Source organism: Teichococcus deserti (assembly GCF_001982615.1).
GTDB lineage: Bacteria > Pseudomonadota > Alphaproteobacteria > Acetobacterales > Acetobacteraceae > Pseudoroseomonas > Pseudoroseomonas deserti.
Genome location: NZ_MLCO01000317.1, coordinates 1 through 15820, shown reverse-complemented (window position 1 = coordinate 15820; position 15820 = coordinate 1). Strand labels below are relative to the sequence as shown.

Here is a 15820-nt window from a genome sequence, read left to right as displayed (position 1 = left end):
GATCCTGCGCCAGACCGCCGCGCGCGGCGGTCTGGCGCAGGATCTCGGCGCGGAGCGCCTCGGGCGAGGGACGGGTCGGGGGGTTGTTGGCCATGGCAGAGAACTCTACGGAAAAAGCGGACAGAAACATCAGGCGGCGCCGGGGCGGCGGCCGGCCAGGCGGGTGAAGCTGATGACGGCAGCGGCGCCGGCAATGCAAGCGGCAACCGACAGGGCCACCGCCGCACCGTTCTCACCGGCCAGCCGCAGGGTCAGGGCGGCAAGCGTCGCGCCGGTGGTCTGGCCCAGCAGCCGCGCGGTGGAAAGCATGCCGCTGGCGCCGCCCGAGCGCTCGCGCGGGGCGGCGGAGAGGAGCGCGCGGTTGTTCGGGCTCTGGAACAGGCCGAAGCCCATGCCGCAGAGCGCGGTGCGCCAGCCGATGTCGATGGCGGTCGGCGCCGCCGGCAGGGTGGCGAGCAGGGCCAGGCCGGTGGCCATGACGATCAGACCGATGCCGCCCAGGAGGCCTGCCGGGATGCGGTCGGACAGGCGGCCGGCCAGCGGCGACATGACGATCAGCACCAGCGGCCAGGGGGTCATCAGCAGGCCGGTCTCGACCTGGGTTCGGCCCAGGCTGTGCTGCAGGAAGAAGGGCAGCGCCACGAAGGCCAGCATCTGCGCGGCGAAGGAGCAGATCGAGGTCGCCACCGACAGGCTGAAGACCGGGATGCGCAGCAGGTCGACCGGCAGCAGCGGCGCCGGGCGGCCGGACTGGCGGCGGACCAGCAGGATGCCGGCGATGATGCCGCCGGCCAGCAGCAGGCTGCCGCGCCAGGCGGGGGCGCCATGGGTGAACTGCTCGAAGGCGGTCATGGTCATGCCGAAGGTGGCAGCGCTGAGCAGGGCGGAGGCGGCGTCGAAGCGGCGGCGGGCGCGCGGCGTCTGCGGCAGGAAGCGCCAGGCCAGGAGGAACGCCAGCAGGCCCACCGGGATATTGACCGCGAAGATCCAGGGCCAGTGGGCGATGCTGAGGATGCCGGCGGCGACGCTGGGCCCGGTGACCGAGGAGAGGGCGACGACCAGGGCATTGATGCCGACGCCCTGGCCGAGGCGGCTCTGCGGGTAGATGAAGCGCAGCAGGGCGGTGTTGACCGACATCAGGCCTGCGGCGCCGAAGCCCTGGACGATGCGCGACAGGGTCAGCCAGGTCAGCGAATCCGCCATGGCGCAGAAGCAGGAGGCGACGACGAAGAGGGCAAGGCCGGTGCGGTAGACGCGCTCATGGCCGACCAGCTCGCCCAGCGAGGCGAGCGGCAGCAGCGAGCAGACGATGGCGATCTGGTAGGCGTTGACCACCAGGATGGCTTCGGAGGGCGAGACGCGCAGGTCGGCGGCGATAGCGGGCAGGGCGACATTGGCGATGGAGCTGTCCATCACCGCCATGGCGATGGCGACGGCCAGCGCCAGGATCGCCCAGCGGCGTCGTTCCGGGGGCAGGCCGTCCGTGTCCGTCTGCATGCCGTCGCCGATCCTCCTGTGGTGCGAGGCTCGACCATGCGCCGGGCGTGTGATGCGCGCCAGTAGCGCCCGTGACAGAGCGGCTGCGCAGCGGCCGCGTGCCACCGGTGGATGGCCTGAGCGTTGGCGCCGGTGGGGAAAGGGCCGTTCGCAGAAAGAGAAGAGGGCCTGGGGGAATTCTTTCCCCCAGATTCTTAATGCCTTTTAAGCGAAAGCCCGCTCGACCAGCGGCCCGGGCGGCGGGTTGAGGGCGATCTCGCGGATGATCTTGCGGCGGACGGCGTTCTCGAAGGCGTCGAAGCCTTCGGCGACCATCAGGAAGGCGCCGGGCCCGCCGATGACCTGGTCGCGGTAGTATTCGTCGAGCGGCGGGTTGAGGGCGGCGAACTGGCTGGGCGGCGGGGTGCGGTCGAGCACGGCCAGCCCGTTCAGCACGATGCCGCGGTCAAGCGCCGCGGCGCGCGCCTCGGCCAGCGGCCGGCCGGAATTGTTGACCCCGTCGCCGGAGATGTCGACGACCTGGCGGGTGCCTTCGAAGCCCTGGCCGAACAGGGTGGCGGCGAAGTCGATGGCGGCCGAGATCGAGGTGTAGAGGTGGGTGCGGCGCGGCGCGGCGTCGATGGCGCCGGCGAAGGCCTCGGCCGTGGCGGCGCCATCGATGCGCATCCAGGGCACCAGCAGCTCCTGCACGTTCCAGTCGGACCAGGTGAAGAAGCTGACGGCGATGGCGCCGATGGCGCCGCGGCTGATGCCATCGATCAGGCGCTGGTCGCGGAAGGCGGCGGCATAGCCGCGGAACTGCAGCTCCTGCTCCTCGGCGTCGACCGAGCGGCTGACATCGACCGCCAGGGCGAGCTCGATGTCGACGGGTTCGTTGGCGGAGGTGGTATTGGCCTGGGCGCGCCGGCCGGTCAGCAGCGCCGGGGCGGCAATGAGCCCGGCAGAGAGGGTGACGAAGTCGCGGCGACGCATGGGGGCAGACCTCCAGGGGGGACTGGGTTGTGGTTGTTTCCTCCTGAAAGCCGGGACCCATTATATTGTGCGCCGCAACAAAACTGCCATAGGTCGCGTGTGCCTCACGCCACCGCGAGGACCGCTTCCGCCCTTGCTGTGGCGGGCCTGCAACATGCGGTAACCGGGGAGGCAGCAACCCCAGGGGCTACCCGGCAGTTCCCTCCAGGAGCAGCCCCTTGGAGGAAGCATGACCGCCGAAGTTTTCCGCCTCTACGACGGCAGCGTCGGCCGCCGCCTGCCCGCGGGGCCGCCGCTCTGGCCGGCGCAGGCCTCGACCCTGCCGCCGCTGGAGATGCAGCTGCCGATCCCGCCGCCGGACGCGCCGCCGCCGATCCCCCCCGTCCCGCCGCCGCCGCCCGGGCCGGACCTGCCCGAGCCGCCGATCACCGAGCCGCCGGGGCCGGACCAGCCGACGCCGGACGCGCCGGACATTCCGCCGCTGGGCGATCCGCCGGAGGAGCCGCCGCTGCGGATGAACTGACGCAGAAAGGGGCGCCCGGAGGCGCCCCTTTCCAATCCTGCGACCTGGCTGACGGGATCAGCGCAGGACGATCTCGACGCGGCGGTTCTGCGGCTCGCGCACGCCATCGGCGGTCGGCACCAGCGGGCGGCTTTCGCCGAAGGCCTGGATGGTGATGGCCGAGCGCGCGACGCCCAGGCGGACCAGCTCCGCCGCCACCGCATCGGCGCGGCGCTGCGACAGGCGCTGGTTGTACTGCGGCGAGCCCGAGCGGTCGGCATGGCCGGAGACTTCGAGGCGCGTGGTCTGCACGCGGGTCGAGTTCTGCGCCGCCTCGGCGACGATCTGGCGCGCGCGGTCGGTCAGGTCGGCCCGGTCGAAGTCGAAGAACACCAGGTAGGTGCGGGTCGGCGAGGGCGCCGCGGCCGGGGCGATCGGCGCGACCGGCACCGGCGCCGGCGGGGTCGGCTGGTTGAAGGCGTAGCGCAGGCCGACCAGGACCGAGTGGTGGTAGTTCTCGAACTCGACCTTGCCGCGCTGCGGGGCAGTGCCGTTGGCCTGCCACAGGGTGGTCTTGTACTCGTTGTCCAGCGTGCCGAAGAAGCGGTACTCGGCGGTCAGCGCCAGGCCCGGCACGGCCGAGATCGGCAGCGAGGCGCCGACGATGCCCTGGAAGGCGAATTGCGCATCGGTGTCGTCGATCGCCAGCCGCTCGCCGCTGACGCGGCTGGTGGCGCGGACCTTGTCGAAGTCGGTCCAGGCATAGCCGATGCCGGCGCCGATATAGGGCACCACCGGCCAGTTCAGCTGGTGGAAGTCGAAGAAGGCATTGGCCATCACGCCATAGGTCGAGGCCGAGCCGCGATAGGTGCCCCAGGGCGCGAGCGGGGCGTTGCCGCTGTAGCTGTCGAATTCGGCGCGGCGGAAATTACCCTCGATCTCGGCGCGGACGCCATTGCCGAAGCCCCAGCCCAGGCTGAGCACGCCGACGCCGCCGGTGCCGAACTCGGCCTTGCCGCTGCGGCTGACGCCGCGGGCGCGCAGCGTGTTCTGCAGGCCGCCGGTGGCCTCGGTGTCGCTGTCCATCTGGAAGTCGACGCCGGCGCCGGCGCCGAGATAGACGCCGGTGACGGGCACGGTCTGGGCCTTGGCGGCAGCCAGCGGCAGGGCCAGCATCGTGGTGGCCAGCAGCAGCTTACGGATCATCATGGGACAGGCCTCTCTTCGGGTCCGGACCTTGTCCCGCGCCCTGCGGGCTGCGTCCGAGTACCACAGGCTTAACTTTCTACCACCCGGTTCACCAGGGTTAAGCCAGGCAATTTAACCGTCACGTCGATGTGATTGCGTATTCCGCAACAAGACTGCCGTCAACGCAAAGAACCCGGGCCGCGCAGGGCGCCCCGGGACCAGTTCCGCCAAGAAGAAACCGGCCCCGGGGATGAACCCCGGGGCCGATCAGATCAGCGCAGGACGATCTCGACGCGGCGGTTCTGCGGCTCGCGCACGCCGTCGGCCGTCGCGACCAGCGGACGGCTCTCGCCGAAGGCCTGGACGGTGATCGCCGAGCGGGCGACGCCCAGGCGGACCAGCTCGGCGGCCACGGCGTCGGCGCGACGCTGCGACAGGCGCTGGTTGTACTGCGGCGAACCGGCGCGGTCGGCATGGCCGGCCACCTCGATACGGGTCGTCTGCACGCGGCCCGAAGCCTGCGCCGCCTCGGAGATGATCTGGCGGGCGCGGTCGGTCAGGTCGGCACGGTCGAAGTCGAAGAACACCAGGTAGGTGCGGGCCGGGGCCGGGGCGACGGCCGGGGCGGGCGCCACGACCGGCACCGGCGCCGGCGGGGTCGGGGTGTTGAAGGCGTAGCGCAGGCCCAGCATCGCCGAGTGGTTGTGCAGCTGGTCGACCTCATACTTGCCCGAGGAGACGCGCTGGCCGGCCGGGTTGGTCACGCTGCCCTTGTAGTGGCCCTGCAAGGCGCCGGTGTAGCGGTACTCGGCGGTGAGCGACAGGCCCGGCACGGCGGCGATTGGGAAGGCCAGGCCGGCGATGCCCTGATAGGCAAACTGGCCGTTGGTGTCGTCGATGCGCACGGTGTTGCCGCCCGGGGCCAGGCGGGTGGCCTTGGCGTCCAGGTCGGTCCACTGGTAGCCGACGCCGCCACCGATGTAGGGAACGACCGCAACCGGCATGGTCGGGAACCACTGCGGCAGCTGGAAGTCGTAGAAGACGTTGGCCATCACGCCGAACTGCTGCTGCTCGCCGTCGATGCCGCGGAAGGCGACGCCGGGCGCGCCGCCGGTGCGACGCTGGAAGCCGCCCAGGCGATCGACGCTGTTGTAGCGGTAGTTGCCCTCGATCTCGGCGCGCAGGCCGTTGCCGAAGCCCCAGCCGACCGAGAGGACGCCGCCGAAGCCTTCCTCGAAGCCCAGATTGCCCTGGCGGTTGCCGGAGGTGTTGTTGAAGTAGGTGCCGTTGCCGCCGAGCGCGTTCAGGCCGCGGGCGTCGGAGTGGTTCCAGCCGGCGCCAGCGCCGAGATAGACGCCGGTGATCGGCTGGGCCGAGGGGTTCGGCAGGTACCAGGGGGTGGTGCTGGACTGGGCATGGGCCAGACCGGCGGTGGTGGTCAGGACCGTGGCGGCGAGAAGAAGGCGGCGAAGCGTCATGTCGATGTTCCCTAAGGCCCAGTTGGCAGGCGCAGGGAGAACCTGGGTTTCATGCTGCGGTTGCTCTGCGGCTTTGCAACGAAGCAGGCCTGTGGCGAAACTGCCACAGCATTGCCATGGCCTTGTCATCGCACGCGAAAGTCATGGTGCAGGTCGCCGAATCTAAACGGCTTTTTCATCAAACGCCGTGCCGTTCGGCCCTCACGGTGCGGCGCTGTCGCACCTTCCTCCGGTCGGTTTCTTCGATCCGACGGTTTCTCGCGACCGGTTGCACACGGGGACGTGAACAAACCGGCCGCCAGAAGGCCTGCAACCCTGGCTCAGAAGCCGGCGCCCGGCTGCGCGAGATAGGTTTTCTCGTCAGCCGTATTGGTGCGGCCGAGCACGGCATTCCGGTGCGGAAAGCGGCCGAAGCGGCGGATCACCTGCCAGTGCCGCCAGGCATAGTCGATGCCAGCGCCGGGCGCCCGCTGCGGCGGAAAATCGCGAAGACCTTCGAACAGGGCAACGCAGAGCGCCTGGTCGGCCAGCGCCTCCGAATGCTCGAAGGGCAGGTAGAGGAAGGCGCGCTGGTTCGGATGCAGCGCCATGTCGTGGCGGTCCCGCAGCACGGCGCCTCGGGCGATCTCGCGCGCATGCGGGTCGCTGGCGAAGGCTTCCGGGCTGCCGCGGAACAGGTTGCGCGGGAACTGGTCCAGCAGGATCAGCAGCGCCAGCGCCCCATCCGGCGTCGCGGCCCAGCCGTCCAGCGCGCCGTCGCGGGCCGGCGCCACCAGCGCGCCGAAGTTTTGGCGGATGGCGTCGTCGAAGGCGTCGTCGCGCTGGAACCAGGCGGCGCGGGGCAGGGTGACGTCATCCTGGAACCAGAAGTCCAGGATGGCCTGGGCGTCGCTCATGCCGGCTTCGGGGCCGGCTTCAGGGCGCGCGCCAGCAGCTGCACCGAATGCAGCGCCTCGCGCCCCGACAGGTCGCGGATCTGGTGGCGGCAGGAGGTGCCGTCGGCGAGGATGACATCCTCGGGCGCCGCGGCGCGCACCGCCGGCAGCAGGGAAATCTCGGCCATGGCCTTGCTGGTCTCCAGTTTCGACGCCTCGTAGCCGAAGCTGCCGGCCATGCCGCAGCAGGAGGAGGCGATCGGGACCACCTCCATGCCCGGAATCTTCCTCAATGTCTTCACCGCGGGCAGGAAGGCGCCGAAGGCCTTTTGGTGACAATGCCCGTGGATATGGGCGCGGGCCGGGCCGGGGGACTGCAGCGGCAGGTCCACATTCTCCTTGGCCAGGAACTCGGTCAGCAGGAAGGCACGGGCAGAAAGCTTCTCGCTCTCCCCGCCGGGGAGCATGGACAAGAACTCGTCGCGCAGCGTGGTCAGGCAGGAGGGTTCCAGCCCGATCACCGGCGCGTCGCTGACGGCCAGCGCCGCCAGCGTCCGCCGCGCCTCGGCCCGCGCCCGGTTGACCATGCCGGCGGCCAGATAGCTGCGGCCGCAGCACAGCGCCCGGCCGCGCGGCGCCGCGGCCGGGCGGACGCGATAGCCGGCGCGGCCCAGCACGGTTACCGCGTCGCGCAGGATCCCGGGTTCGTAGTGGCGGTTGAAGGTGTCGGCCCAGAGCAGCACCTCGCCGCGGTCGCCCTCGGTCCGGGCCTCCTCGTTGCGGAAGGGGTGGCCGACGAAGCGGGGCAGCGGGCGGGACGCCGCCAGGCCCAGGAAGCGCTCCGACAGCGCGGCCAGCCCCGGCAGCCGGTCGCGCAGATTGGCCAGCGCCGGCAGCCGCGAGGCCCAGGGTGCCCAGCGCGGCAGCTCGGCGATGATGCGGTCCTTCAGCGGCACCCCATGGCGCTGGGCCCTGGCATGGGTTGCCTCGATCTTCATCTTGGCCATGTCGACGCCGGTCGGGCATTCCCGCTTGCAGCCCTTGCAGGAGACGCAGAGCGACAGCGCCTCGGCCACCTCCGGCCCGGCCAGCGCATCGGGGCCGAGCTGCCCGGTCAGCGCCAGGCGCAGCGTATTGGCCCGGCCACGCGTCAGGTGCTGCTCGTCCCGCGTGGCGCGGAAGGAGGGGCACATGACGTTCGCGTCGAACTTCCGGCAGGTGCCGTTGTTGTTGCACATCTCGACCGCGCCCAGCAGCCCGCCCTGAGGGCCAGGCCAGGCCGACCAGTCCAGCGCCGGGGTGATCGCCGCATCCGCCGCATAGCCGGGCGGGTAGCGGAACAGGCTGCGGTCATCCATCCGCGGCGCGCGCACCACGCGGCCGGGGTTGAGCAGGGCGGCAGGGTCGAAGGCGTCCTTCACCGCCTCGAAGGCGCGGGCGATGCGGCTGCCGAACATTACTTCATTGAATTCGGAGCGGACGATGCCGTCGCCATGCTCGCCGGAATGGCTGCCCTTGTATTCGCGGACCAGGGCGAAGCATTCTTCCGCAATCGCCCGCATCTTGGTGACGTCCTCGCCCTGCTTCATGTTCAGGACGGGGCGGACATGCAGGCAGCCGACGCTGGCATGGGCATACCAGGTGCCCTTGGTGCCGTGGCGGGCAAAGACCTCGTTCAGCCGCTCGGTATAGTCGGCGAGATCGGCCAGATCGACGGCGGTGTCCTCGATGAAGGAGACCGGCTTTCCGTCACCCTTCATCGACATCATGATGTTGAGCCCCGCCTCGCGCACCTCGGCGACGCTGGCCTGGAAGGCGGGGTCCGTCACCCGCACCACGGCGCCGGGGTAGCCCAGGTCGCCCATTTTTTCTTCCAGTCGATCGAGTTCGCGCAGCAGAGCGGCGTCCTCGTCGCCATGGAATTCGACGATGAGCAGGGAGTCAGGCTCGCCGATGACGATGGCGTCGATGGTGGGTCGGTAGATGGCGATGGACCGGCCCAGGTCGATCATGGTGCGGTCGACCAGCTCGACCGCTTCGGGCTGCAGCGCCACCAGGTGTTCGCTGGCGGCCATGGCGGCGCGGAAGGTGGGGAACTGGCAGATGCCCAGCACCTTGCGCGGCTTGATCGGCGACAGCTTCAGCTGCAGCGCCGCCGAGAAGGCCAGCGTGCCCTCGCTGCCGACCAGCAGCCGCGCCAGGTTGCCGCGCCCGGCGGCGCGCGCGGCCGGCGTCAGCGCGTCGATATTGTAGCCGCCGACCCGGCGCAGCTGCTTCGGGAAGCGCGCCGCGATCTCCTCCGCCTCGCTGGCGCCGAGGCGGCGCAGCGCCTGGATCAGCGCCGCGGTCGGGCCGGGGATGTCGTCGCCCAGGTTGTCGGGCAACTCGGAGAAAGTGAAGCGGCTGCCATCGGCCAGCAGCGCGTCGATCGCCAGCACGTTGTCGGCCATCAGCCCGTAGCGGATCGACTTGCTGCCGCAGGAATTGTTGCCCGCCATGCCGCCGATGGTGCAGCGCGCCCAGGTGGAGGGATCGACCGGAAAGAACTTCTTGCCGTTCTTCAGCGCGTCGTTCAGGGCGCCCAGGGCAATCCCAGGCTCCACCCAGGCGGTGTCGCCCTCGACCGACAGAACCCGGCGCAGATGCTTGCTGCAATCGATCACCAGCGCCCGGTTCACCGTCTGGCCGCACTGGCTGGTGCCGCCGCCGCGCGCCAGCACCGGCACGCCGGCCTCGCGGCAGATTGCCAGGGCCGCGGCGACATCCGCCTGGGTCTTCGGCACCAGCACGCCGATCGGCTCCACCTGGTAGATGCTGGCATCGGTGGCGTAGCGGCCGCGATCGCCGGGGGCGAAGCGCACCTCGCCCTCGACGGCGCGCTTCAGCCGCGCGGCGAGCGCCGCATCGCCCGGCAGCACCTTGGACTGGTGGATGGCATTCATGGACGGATCCCGCGCTCTTCTTGCCGCCCAGGCTAGCGCGCGGGCGGGCGCCTGTCCGATCTATAATGCTCATCAATCGGACAAGGCGAACTCATTGGCGCCCGTCATGGAACCCCCCCTAGACCGGGGCAAGAAGCGCGAGGGGAGGCATCCATGGCCTATTACCAGTCGAAGCCCGTGGCGGGCCGGCATTTCCTGCAGATCCCGGGTCCGACCAATGTCCCCGACCGCGTGCTGCGGGCGCTGGACAACCCGACCATGGACCATCGCGGCCCGGATTTCGGCCTGTTCGGCGCCCAGCTGCTGGAGAAGGTCAAGGCCGTCTTCAAGACGAAGCAGCCCGTGGTGATCTACCCGGCCTCCGGCACCGGGGCCTGGGAGGCGGCGCTGGTCAACACCCTCTCGCCCGGCGACACCGTGCTGATGTGCGAGACCGGGCAGTTCGCCTTCCTCTGGCGTGAGATGGCCGAGCGCCTGGGCATCCGCCCCGAATTCATCCAGACCGACTGGCGCCGCGGCGCCGATGTCCCCGGCATCGAGGCCCGGCTGCGCGCCGACCGCGACCACGCCATCAAGGCGGTCTGCGTGGTGCACAATGAGACCTCGACCGGCGCCACCTCCCGCGTCGACGAGGTGCGCCGCGCCATGGACGCGGCCGGCCACCCGGCGCTGCTGCTGGTCGACACCATTTCTTCCCTGGGCTCGATCGACTATCGGCATGACAAATGGGGCGTCGACGTCACGGTGGCGGGCAGCCAGAAGGGGCTGATGCTGCCCCCGGGCCTTTCTTTCAACGCGATCAGCCCGAAGGCGCTGAAGGCGTCGGAGAGCGCCAAGCTGCCGCGCAGCTTCTGGGACTGGCGGCCGATGCTGGCCAGCAACGCCACCGGCTACTTCCCCTACACGCCGGCGACCAACATGCTCTATGCGCTGGACACCGCGCTGGACCTGCTGCTGGCCGAGGGCCTGGAGAATGTCTTCGCCCGCCACGACCGCCATGCCGAGGCCACCCGTCGCGCCGTCCGCGCCTGGGGGCTGGAGATCCAGTGCGAAGACCCGCGGCACTATTCCTCGGCCCTGACCGCGGTGCGCGTGCCGGAGGGCCATTCGGCCAACGACCTGCGCGCGGCCATCCTGCAGAAGTTCAACATGAGCCTGGGCAACGGGCTGGGCCGGCTGAACGACCGGGTGTTCCGCATCGGCCATCTCGGCGACTTCAACGACCTGGCGCTGATGGGCACGCTGACCGGCGTCGAGATGGGGCTGCGCATCGCCGGCGTGCCGCACCAGGACCAGGGCGTGAGGGCCGCCATGGACTACCTGGCCGGCAACAGCTGAGCCGCGCGGGTGGATGAAATAACGCTTAGCCGTCGGCAGGGCCGACCCGGACCGATCCGGCAGCGCAGCGGCCCGAAAAGCCACCCGCTGCCGGGGAAGCCTTGCAGGACCGCAAATAATCCGGCCGATGCGCTGACTTAAAGTTGCGCGCTGGAGAGCCGCCGGGAAATGAACTATCGACTCATAGGACGGACTGGCCCAAAACCCCCGCCGACCCGGCCCCAGGGCTGGCTGGCATAAACGACTTCGGGGGAAGCGCTATGGGCGCAGCTTTCGGCCAGGGCTCGGCCCCGGCCGCCACGCAAGAGATCAGCGCCGTCGAGCGCAGCACCATGCGCAAGGTCGCCTGGCGCCTGCTGCCCTTCCTGATCGTCTGCTACTTCATCTCCTATCTCGACCGGGTGAATGTGGGCTTCGCCGGCCCTGCCATGCGCGCCGACCTGGGCCTGTCGGCCACCGCCTTCGGCACCGCCGCCGGCATCTTCTTCCTGGCCTATTTCGCCTTCGAGGTGCCCAGCAACCTGGCGCTGAACCGCTTCGGCGCGCGGATGTGGATCGCCCGCATCATGATCACCTGGGGCATCCTGTCGGGCGCCCAGGCCTTCGTGACCGGGCCCACCAGCTTCAACATCGTCCGCGTGCTGCTCGGCGCCGCCGAGGCCGGCTTCTTCCCCGGCGTCATCTTCTACCTGACGCTGTGGTTCCCCAGCGCCTATCGCGGCCGCATCATCGGCTGGTTCATGTTCGCCATCCCCTTCTCCTCGGCGCTCGGCTCGCCGGTCTCCGGCTACCTGCTGAACATGGACGGGATCTGGGGCCTGCATGGCTGGCAGTGGATGTTCATCATCGAGGCCATCCCGGCCGTGCTGATGACCGGCGGCGTGCTGTGGTACCTGACCGACCGCCCCTCGGAAGCCACCTGGCTGACCACCGAGGAGAAGACCTGGCTGCAGAACCGCCTGGCCGAGGAGGAGCGCGCCCGCGAGGCCGTCGTCACCTTCAAGTGGTGGGAGACGCTGGTGAACCCCAAGGTCATCGGCTACGGCCTGGTCTATCTGGGGCTGGTCTCGCCGCTCTACACCCTGGGCTTCTTCCAGCCGCAGATCATCAAGGCGCTGGGCGACCTGTCCAACGTCCAGGTCGGCTTCCTGAACGCCTTCCCCTATGCCGTCGGCGCCGTGACCATGGTCCTCTGGGGCTTCTTCTCGGACAAGGTGAAGGAGCGGAAGTGGACGACGATCTTCGCCGCCGCCTGCGCCACCGCCGGCCTGCTGATCGCCGCCAGCAATGACGGCCTGGTGCTGAAGCTGGTCGGCCTGGCGCTCGCCAGCTACGGCATCTTCGCCGCGCTGCCGATCTTCTGGTCGCTGCCCACCGCGATGCTCAGCGGCGTCGCCGCGGCGGCCGGCATCGCCTGGATCAACTCGGTCGGCAACCTTGGCGGCTACTTCGGGCCGCAGGTCTTCGGCATCATCAAGGACCGCACCGGCGGCGACTACTACGGCCTGCTGTTCATGGCCGCCCTGCCGATCCTGTCGATCGTGCTGGTGCTGATCCTCGACCGCAAGCCGGCGGCGTCTTCGCAGGCAGCAGCAGCGGAGTAAGGGAAGACAGAGGCAGGCGAGGGGAATGAATTCCCCTCGACCCCTTCTTTTTTCTTTCAGACTGCCGTGTCCAGGTGGAGACCGTACGTGAAACGGCCAATACGCAGCGCGACCTTCAAGGTCGCGCTGTTTTTGTATTCAGCGTCCCGCCGTGATGCCCTGGTGCCGCTGCCGGCGAAGGCGCTGGTCTGTTCACGGCCGGTGAACAGAAAGAAGATGGGGGTTTGGGGGAATTCATTCCCCCAACCTTTTCCCCTTGTCTTCTCTGTCAGACCGCTTCTTTCACCGCCACCAGATCCTTGCAGATCTCCGCCGCGATCGAGAAGGACCGCAGGCGGGCCTGATGGTCGAAGATCTGCCCGGTGAGCATCAGCTCGTCGACCTGGGTTTCGGCCAGGAAGGCCTCGATCCCGGCCCGCACCGTGGCGGGGCTGCCGACCGCCGAGCAGGCCAGGCTCTTGCCGACGCCGGCCCATTCGGCCTCGCGCTGCAGGGTGGCGACGTCCTCGGCGGGCGGCGGCAGCAGGCCGGGGGTGCCGCGGCGCAGGTTCAGGAACTGCTGCTGCAGCGAGGTGAACAGGCGCTGGCCTTCCTCGTCCGTCTCGGCGGCGAAGACGTTCATCGCGGCCATGCTGTAGGGCTTTTCCAACATCGCCGAGGGGCGGAAGCCTTCGCGGTAGATCTCCAGCGCCTGGATCATGGCCTGGGGCGCGAAGTGGCTGGCGAAGGCGAAGGGCAGGCCAAGGGCTGCCGCCAGCTGCGCGCTGTAGAGGCTGGAGCCCAGCAGCCAGATCGGGATCTCCATGCCGCCGCCGGGGACGGCGCGCACCGGCTGGCCGGGCTGGACCGGGGCGAACCACTGCTGCAGCTCGACCACGTCCTGGGGGAAGCTGTCGGCCTCGCCGGACAGGTTGCGACGAAGGGCGCGGGCGGTGCGCATGTCGGTGCCGGGGGCGCGGCCGAGCCCCAGGTCGATGCGGCCGGGGAACAGCGCGTTCAGCGTGCCGAACTGCTCGGCGATCATCAGGGGCGCGTGGTTGGGCAGCATGATGCCGCCCGAGCCCACCCGGATGGTGCTGGTGCCGGCGGCGACATGGCCGATGACCACGGCGGTCGCGGCGCTGGCGATGCCGGGCATGTTGTGGTGCTCGGCCAGCCAGAAGCGGTGGAAGCCCAGCGTCTCGGCGTGCTGGGCCAGGCTGCGGCTGTTCTCGAAGGCGGCGGTGGCGTCCTGCCCCTGGGCGATGGGGGCGAGGTCGAGGACGGAGTAGCGGATCATGGATGGCTCCCGGAGCGGGTGCGAAGGCAGGGCCCCTGGCCAGTCGGCCGGGGCGGGTTGCCCTCGATATGGGGCGCCGCCGGGCTGTGGGTAGATACCCGGTGTTCGCGGGGTGCTTGGCATCGTGGGGGGCGCGGCCCAGATTGCGGGCCGAAGGAGGGCTCGTCCCCATGACCACCGAGATCGACGCCGCCACCACCACCGAGCTGGAGGCCGCCGCCTTCCGCCGCCTGGTCGCGCATCTGCGCGAGCGCAGCGACGTGCAGAACATCGACATGATGAACCTGGCGGGGTTCTGCCGGAACTGCCTCAGCCGCTGGTATCGCGAGGCGGCCGAGGCCCGGGGCATCGCCCTGCCGGACCCGGAGGCGCGGGAGATCGTCTACGGCATGCCCTACAAGGAGTGGCAGGCGAAGCACCAGAAGGCGGCGACGCCGGAGCAGCAGGCCGCCTTTGCCGCCCAGCCGAAGCACGGCTGACGGGGGCGGGGGCTTCTCGATTGCCCCTGGGGTGGAGCCTCGCTATACCCGCGCGCCCCGGCCATTCGCGTGGCCGGCCATTTTTCCGGAGACGATGATGAGCGATTTCGACGAGCAGGAGGCCAAGGCCAACCGCGCGCGCCAGGAAGCCGATCCCGATCCTGAAGTCGGCGGCATCGCGGTCGATCGTCTGCGCTCCATCATCGAGCGGGTTGAGCGGCTGGAGGAAGAGCGCAAGGCGCTGGCCGATGACATCAAGGACATCTTCGGCGAGGCCAAGTCGGCCGGCTTCGAGGTCAAGGTGATCCGCCAGATCATCCGCCTGCGCAAGCAGGAGCCGGCCGAGGTGGAGGAGCAGGAGACCCTGCTCGACCTCTACCGCCGCGCGCTCGGCATGTGAGGCGCGGCGCGGGGGAAGGTTCCTTCCCTCGCGTAACGATGGGCCCGGGGGTTCGCCCCCGGGTTGCGGCCGGCGGGACCTGCGGCTTGAATGGTGCCGCGGCCCCTGCCCGAAGCCGCATCGCCGCGACGGCAGCCGCCGTCCCGGCGGGCAGGGGTCCCGGCCGTGCCACGACCCGGAGCCCGCTCTTGCAGAAAACCCCGCTGACCGCCGCCCTTGCCACCGTCATCGCCCTGCTGTCCGGGCATGCCATGCTGCAGATGGGCAATACCCTGCAGTCATCGCTGCTGACGGTGCGCGGCGGGCTCGAGCATTTCACCGCGACCGAGATCGGCCTGGTGGGCAGCGGCTTCTATGTCGGGCTGATGGTCGGCTCGCTGCGCATCGGCGCGCTGATCCGCGGCGTCGGCCATACGCGGGCCTTCGCGGCGCTGGCGGCGCTGGCCTCGGCGGTGCCGCTGCTGCATCTGATGTTCGTCTCGCCCTGGCTCTGGCCGCTGGGGCGGGCGCTGACCGGCTTCTGCTTCGCCGGCCTCTTCATCGTGGTGGAGAGCTGGCTGAACGGCGCCGCCTCCTCGGCGGTGCGCGGCCAGCTGCTCAGCATCTACGGCATGGTCGGGATGATCGCCGGCGTCGGCGGGCAGCTGCTGCTGACGGCGGCCGACCCGCATGGCTTCGTGCTGTTCTGCCTGGTGTCGATGATCATCTCCTTCGCGCTGGTGCCGGTGGTGCTGTCGCGCGCCCAGGCGCCGCTGCAGGCGGAGGGGAAGGAGGTGCGGCCCAATCTGCGCAACCTCTACCGCATCTCGCCCTTCGGCGTGGTGGCGGGGTTCCTGGTGGGGGTCAGCACCTCGTCCTACTACTCGCTCGGGCCGCTCTTCGCGCAGCGGGTGGGGCTGGAGGCTTCGGGCGTCGCGCTGTTCATGGCCTGCGGATCGCTGGGCGGCTTCGTCGCCACCTGGCCGATGGGCTGGCTGTCCGACCGCGTGGACCGGCGCGGGCTGGTGGTGGCGCTGACCGGCTGCGCCGCCACGGCGCTGCTGGCCATGGTGCTGCTGGTGCCGGAGGATCCGCCGCGCTGGCTGCTCTATGCGCTGGTGGCGGTGTTCGGTGCCATGGTGATCCCGGGCTACAGCCTGGTGCTGGCGCATGTGAACGACCATGTGCCGCCGGGCGAGTTCGCCGCCGCCTCGGGCGGCATGCTGGTGCTCTGGGGGGCGGGGGCGGCGCTGGGGCCGGTGAGCGGCGGCGCGGCGATGTCCTGGC

At 70.2% G+C, this 15820-nt stretch carries 13 protein-coding genes; 6 read left to right on the top strand and 7 right to left on the bottom strand.

Annotation, left to right across the window (positions count from 1 at the left end):
• Window positions 1-129: 129 nt before the first annotated feature.
• Together BKE38_RS25705 and BKE38_RS25700 are read right to left on the bottom strand one after the other, a co-directional pair.
• Window positions 130-1497 carry an MFS transporter gene (locus BKE38_RS25705; RefSeq protein ID WP_076960059.1) on the bottom strand — a complete coding sequence of 456 codons (1368 nt, stop codon included), beginning with the start codon at window positions 1495-1497 and terminating at the stop codon, window positions 130-132.
• Between the two features lie 204 nt (window positions 1498-1701).
• Complete coding sequence (locus tag BKE38_RS25700) at window positions 1702-2469, bottom strand: DUF1194 domain-containing protein (RefSeq protein ID WP_076960058.1); 768 nt, start codon at window positions 2467-2469, stop codon at window positions 1702-1704.
• Between the two features lie 229 nt (window positions 2470-2698).
• Between BKE38_RS25700 and BKE38_RS32435 the strand changes: the two genes are divergently transcribed.
• On the top strand, window positions 2699-2992 hold the full coding sequence (locus tag BKE38_RS32435; RefSeq protein WP_076960057.1) for a hypothetical protein: 294 nt from the start codon (window positions 2699-2701) through the stop codon (window positions 2990-2992).
• Between the two features lie 57 nt (window positions 2993-3049).
• On the opposite strand, the gene BKE38_RS25690 is transcribed toward BKE38_RS32435, so the two are convergent.
• The 4 genes from BKE38_RS25690 to BKE38_RS25675 form a co-directional block, all read right to left on the bottom strand.
• Window positions 3050-4180 carry an OmpA family protein gene (locus tag BKE38_RS25690; RefSeq protein WP_076960056.1) on the bottom strand — a complete coding sequence of 377 codons (1131 nt, stop codon included), beginning with the start codon at window positions 4178-4180 and terminating at the stop codon, window positions 3050-3052.
• Window positions 4181-4431: 251 nt separating this feature from the next.
• A complete protein-coding gene (locus BKE38_RS25685) occupies window positions 4432-5637 on the bottom strand; it encodes an OmpA family protein (protein WP_076960055.1) in 1206 nt (401 codons plus the stop codon).
• A gap of 320 nt (window positions 5638-5957) precedes the next feature.
• Window positions 5958-6533, bottom strand: coding sequence for a DUF924 family protein (locus BKE38_RS25680; RefSeq protein ID WP_076960054.1), 576 nt, complete (start codon window positions 6531-6533; stop codon window positions 5958-5960).
• A complete protein-coding gene (locus tag BKE38_RS25675) occupies window positions 6530-9454 on the bottom strand; it encodes an FAD-binding and (Fe-S)-binding domain-containing protein (protein WP_076960053.1) in 2925 nt (974 codons plus the stop codon). Before BKE38_RS25675 ends, BKE38_RS25680 begins: the two co-directional genes overlap by 4 nt.
• A 153-nt stretch (window positions 9455-9607) precedes the next feature.
• Between BKE38_RS25675 and BKE38_RS25670 the strand changes: the two genes are divergently transcribed.
• Complete coding sequence (locus tag BKE38_RS25670; RefSeq protein ID WP_076960052.1) at window positions 9608-10792, top strand: pyridoxal-phosphate-dependent aminotransferase family protein; 1185 nt, start codon at window positions 9608-9610, stop codon at window positions 10790-10792.
• A gap of 260 nt (window positions 10793-11052) precedes the next feature.
• Window positions 11053-12396: an MFS transporter gene (locus BKE38_RS25665; RefSeq protein WP_242662571.1), complete on the top strand. Its 1344-nt coding sequence runs from the start codon at window positions 11053-11055 to the stop codon at window positions 12394-12396.
• A gap of 268 nt (window positions 12397-12664) precedes the next feature.
• Here the strand turns inward: BKE38_RS25665 and BKE38_RS25660 are convergent, their stop codons facing one another.
• On the bottom strand, window positions 12665-13675 hold the full coding sequence (locus BKE38_RS25660) for an LLM class flavin-dependent oxidoreductase (protein ID WP_076960051.1): 1011 nt from the start codon (window positions 13673-13675) through the stop codon (window positions 12665-12667).
• 170 nt (window positions 13676-13845) lie between these two features.
• On the opposite strand from BKE38_RS25660, the gene BKE38_RS25655 reads away from it, so the two are divergent.
• The 3 genes from BKE38_RS25655 to BKE38_RS25645 form a co-directional block, all read left to right on the top strand.
• On the top strand, window positions 13846-14154 hold the full coding sequence (locus BKE38_RS25655; protein ID WP_076960050.1) for a DUF1244 domain-containing protein: 309 nt from the start codon (window positions 13846-13848) through the stop codon (window positions 14152-14154).
• A 97-nt stretch (window positions 14155-14251) separates the two neighbouring features.
• The gene (locus BKE38_RS25650; RefSeq protein WP_242662570.1) at window positions 14252-14554 is read left to right on the top strand and encodes a DUF2312 domain-containing protein; all 303 of its coding nucleotides are present in this window, start codon (window positions 14252-14254) and stop codon (window positions 14552-14554) included.
• Between the two features lie 188 nt (window positions 14555-14742).
• On the top strand, window positions 14743-15820 hold a 1078-nt coding region (locus tag BKE38_RS25645), incomplete at its 3' end, for an MFS transporter (RefSeq protein ID WP_076960049.1).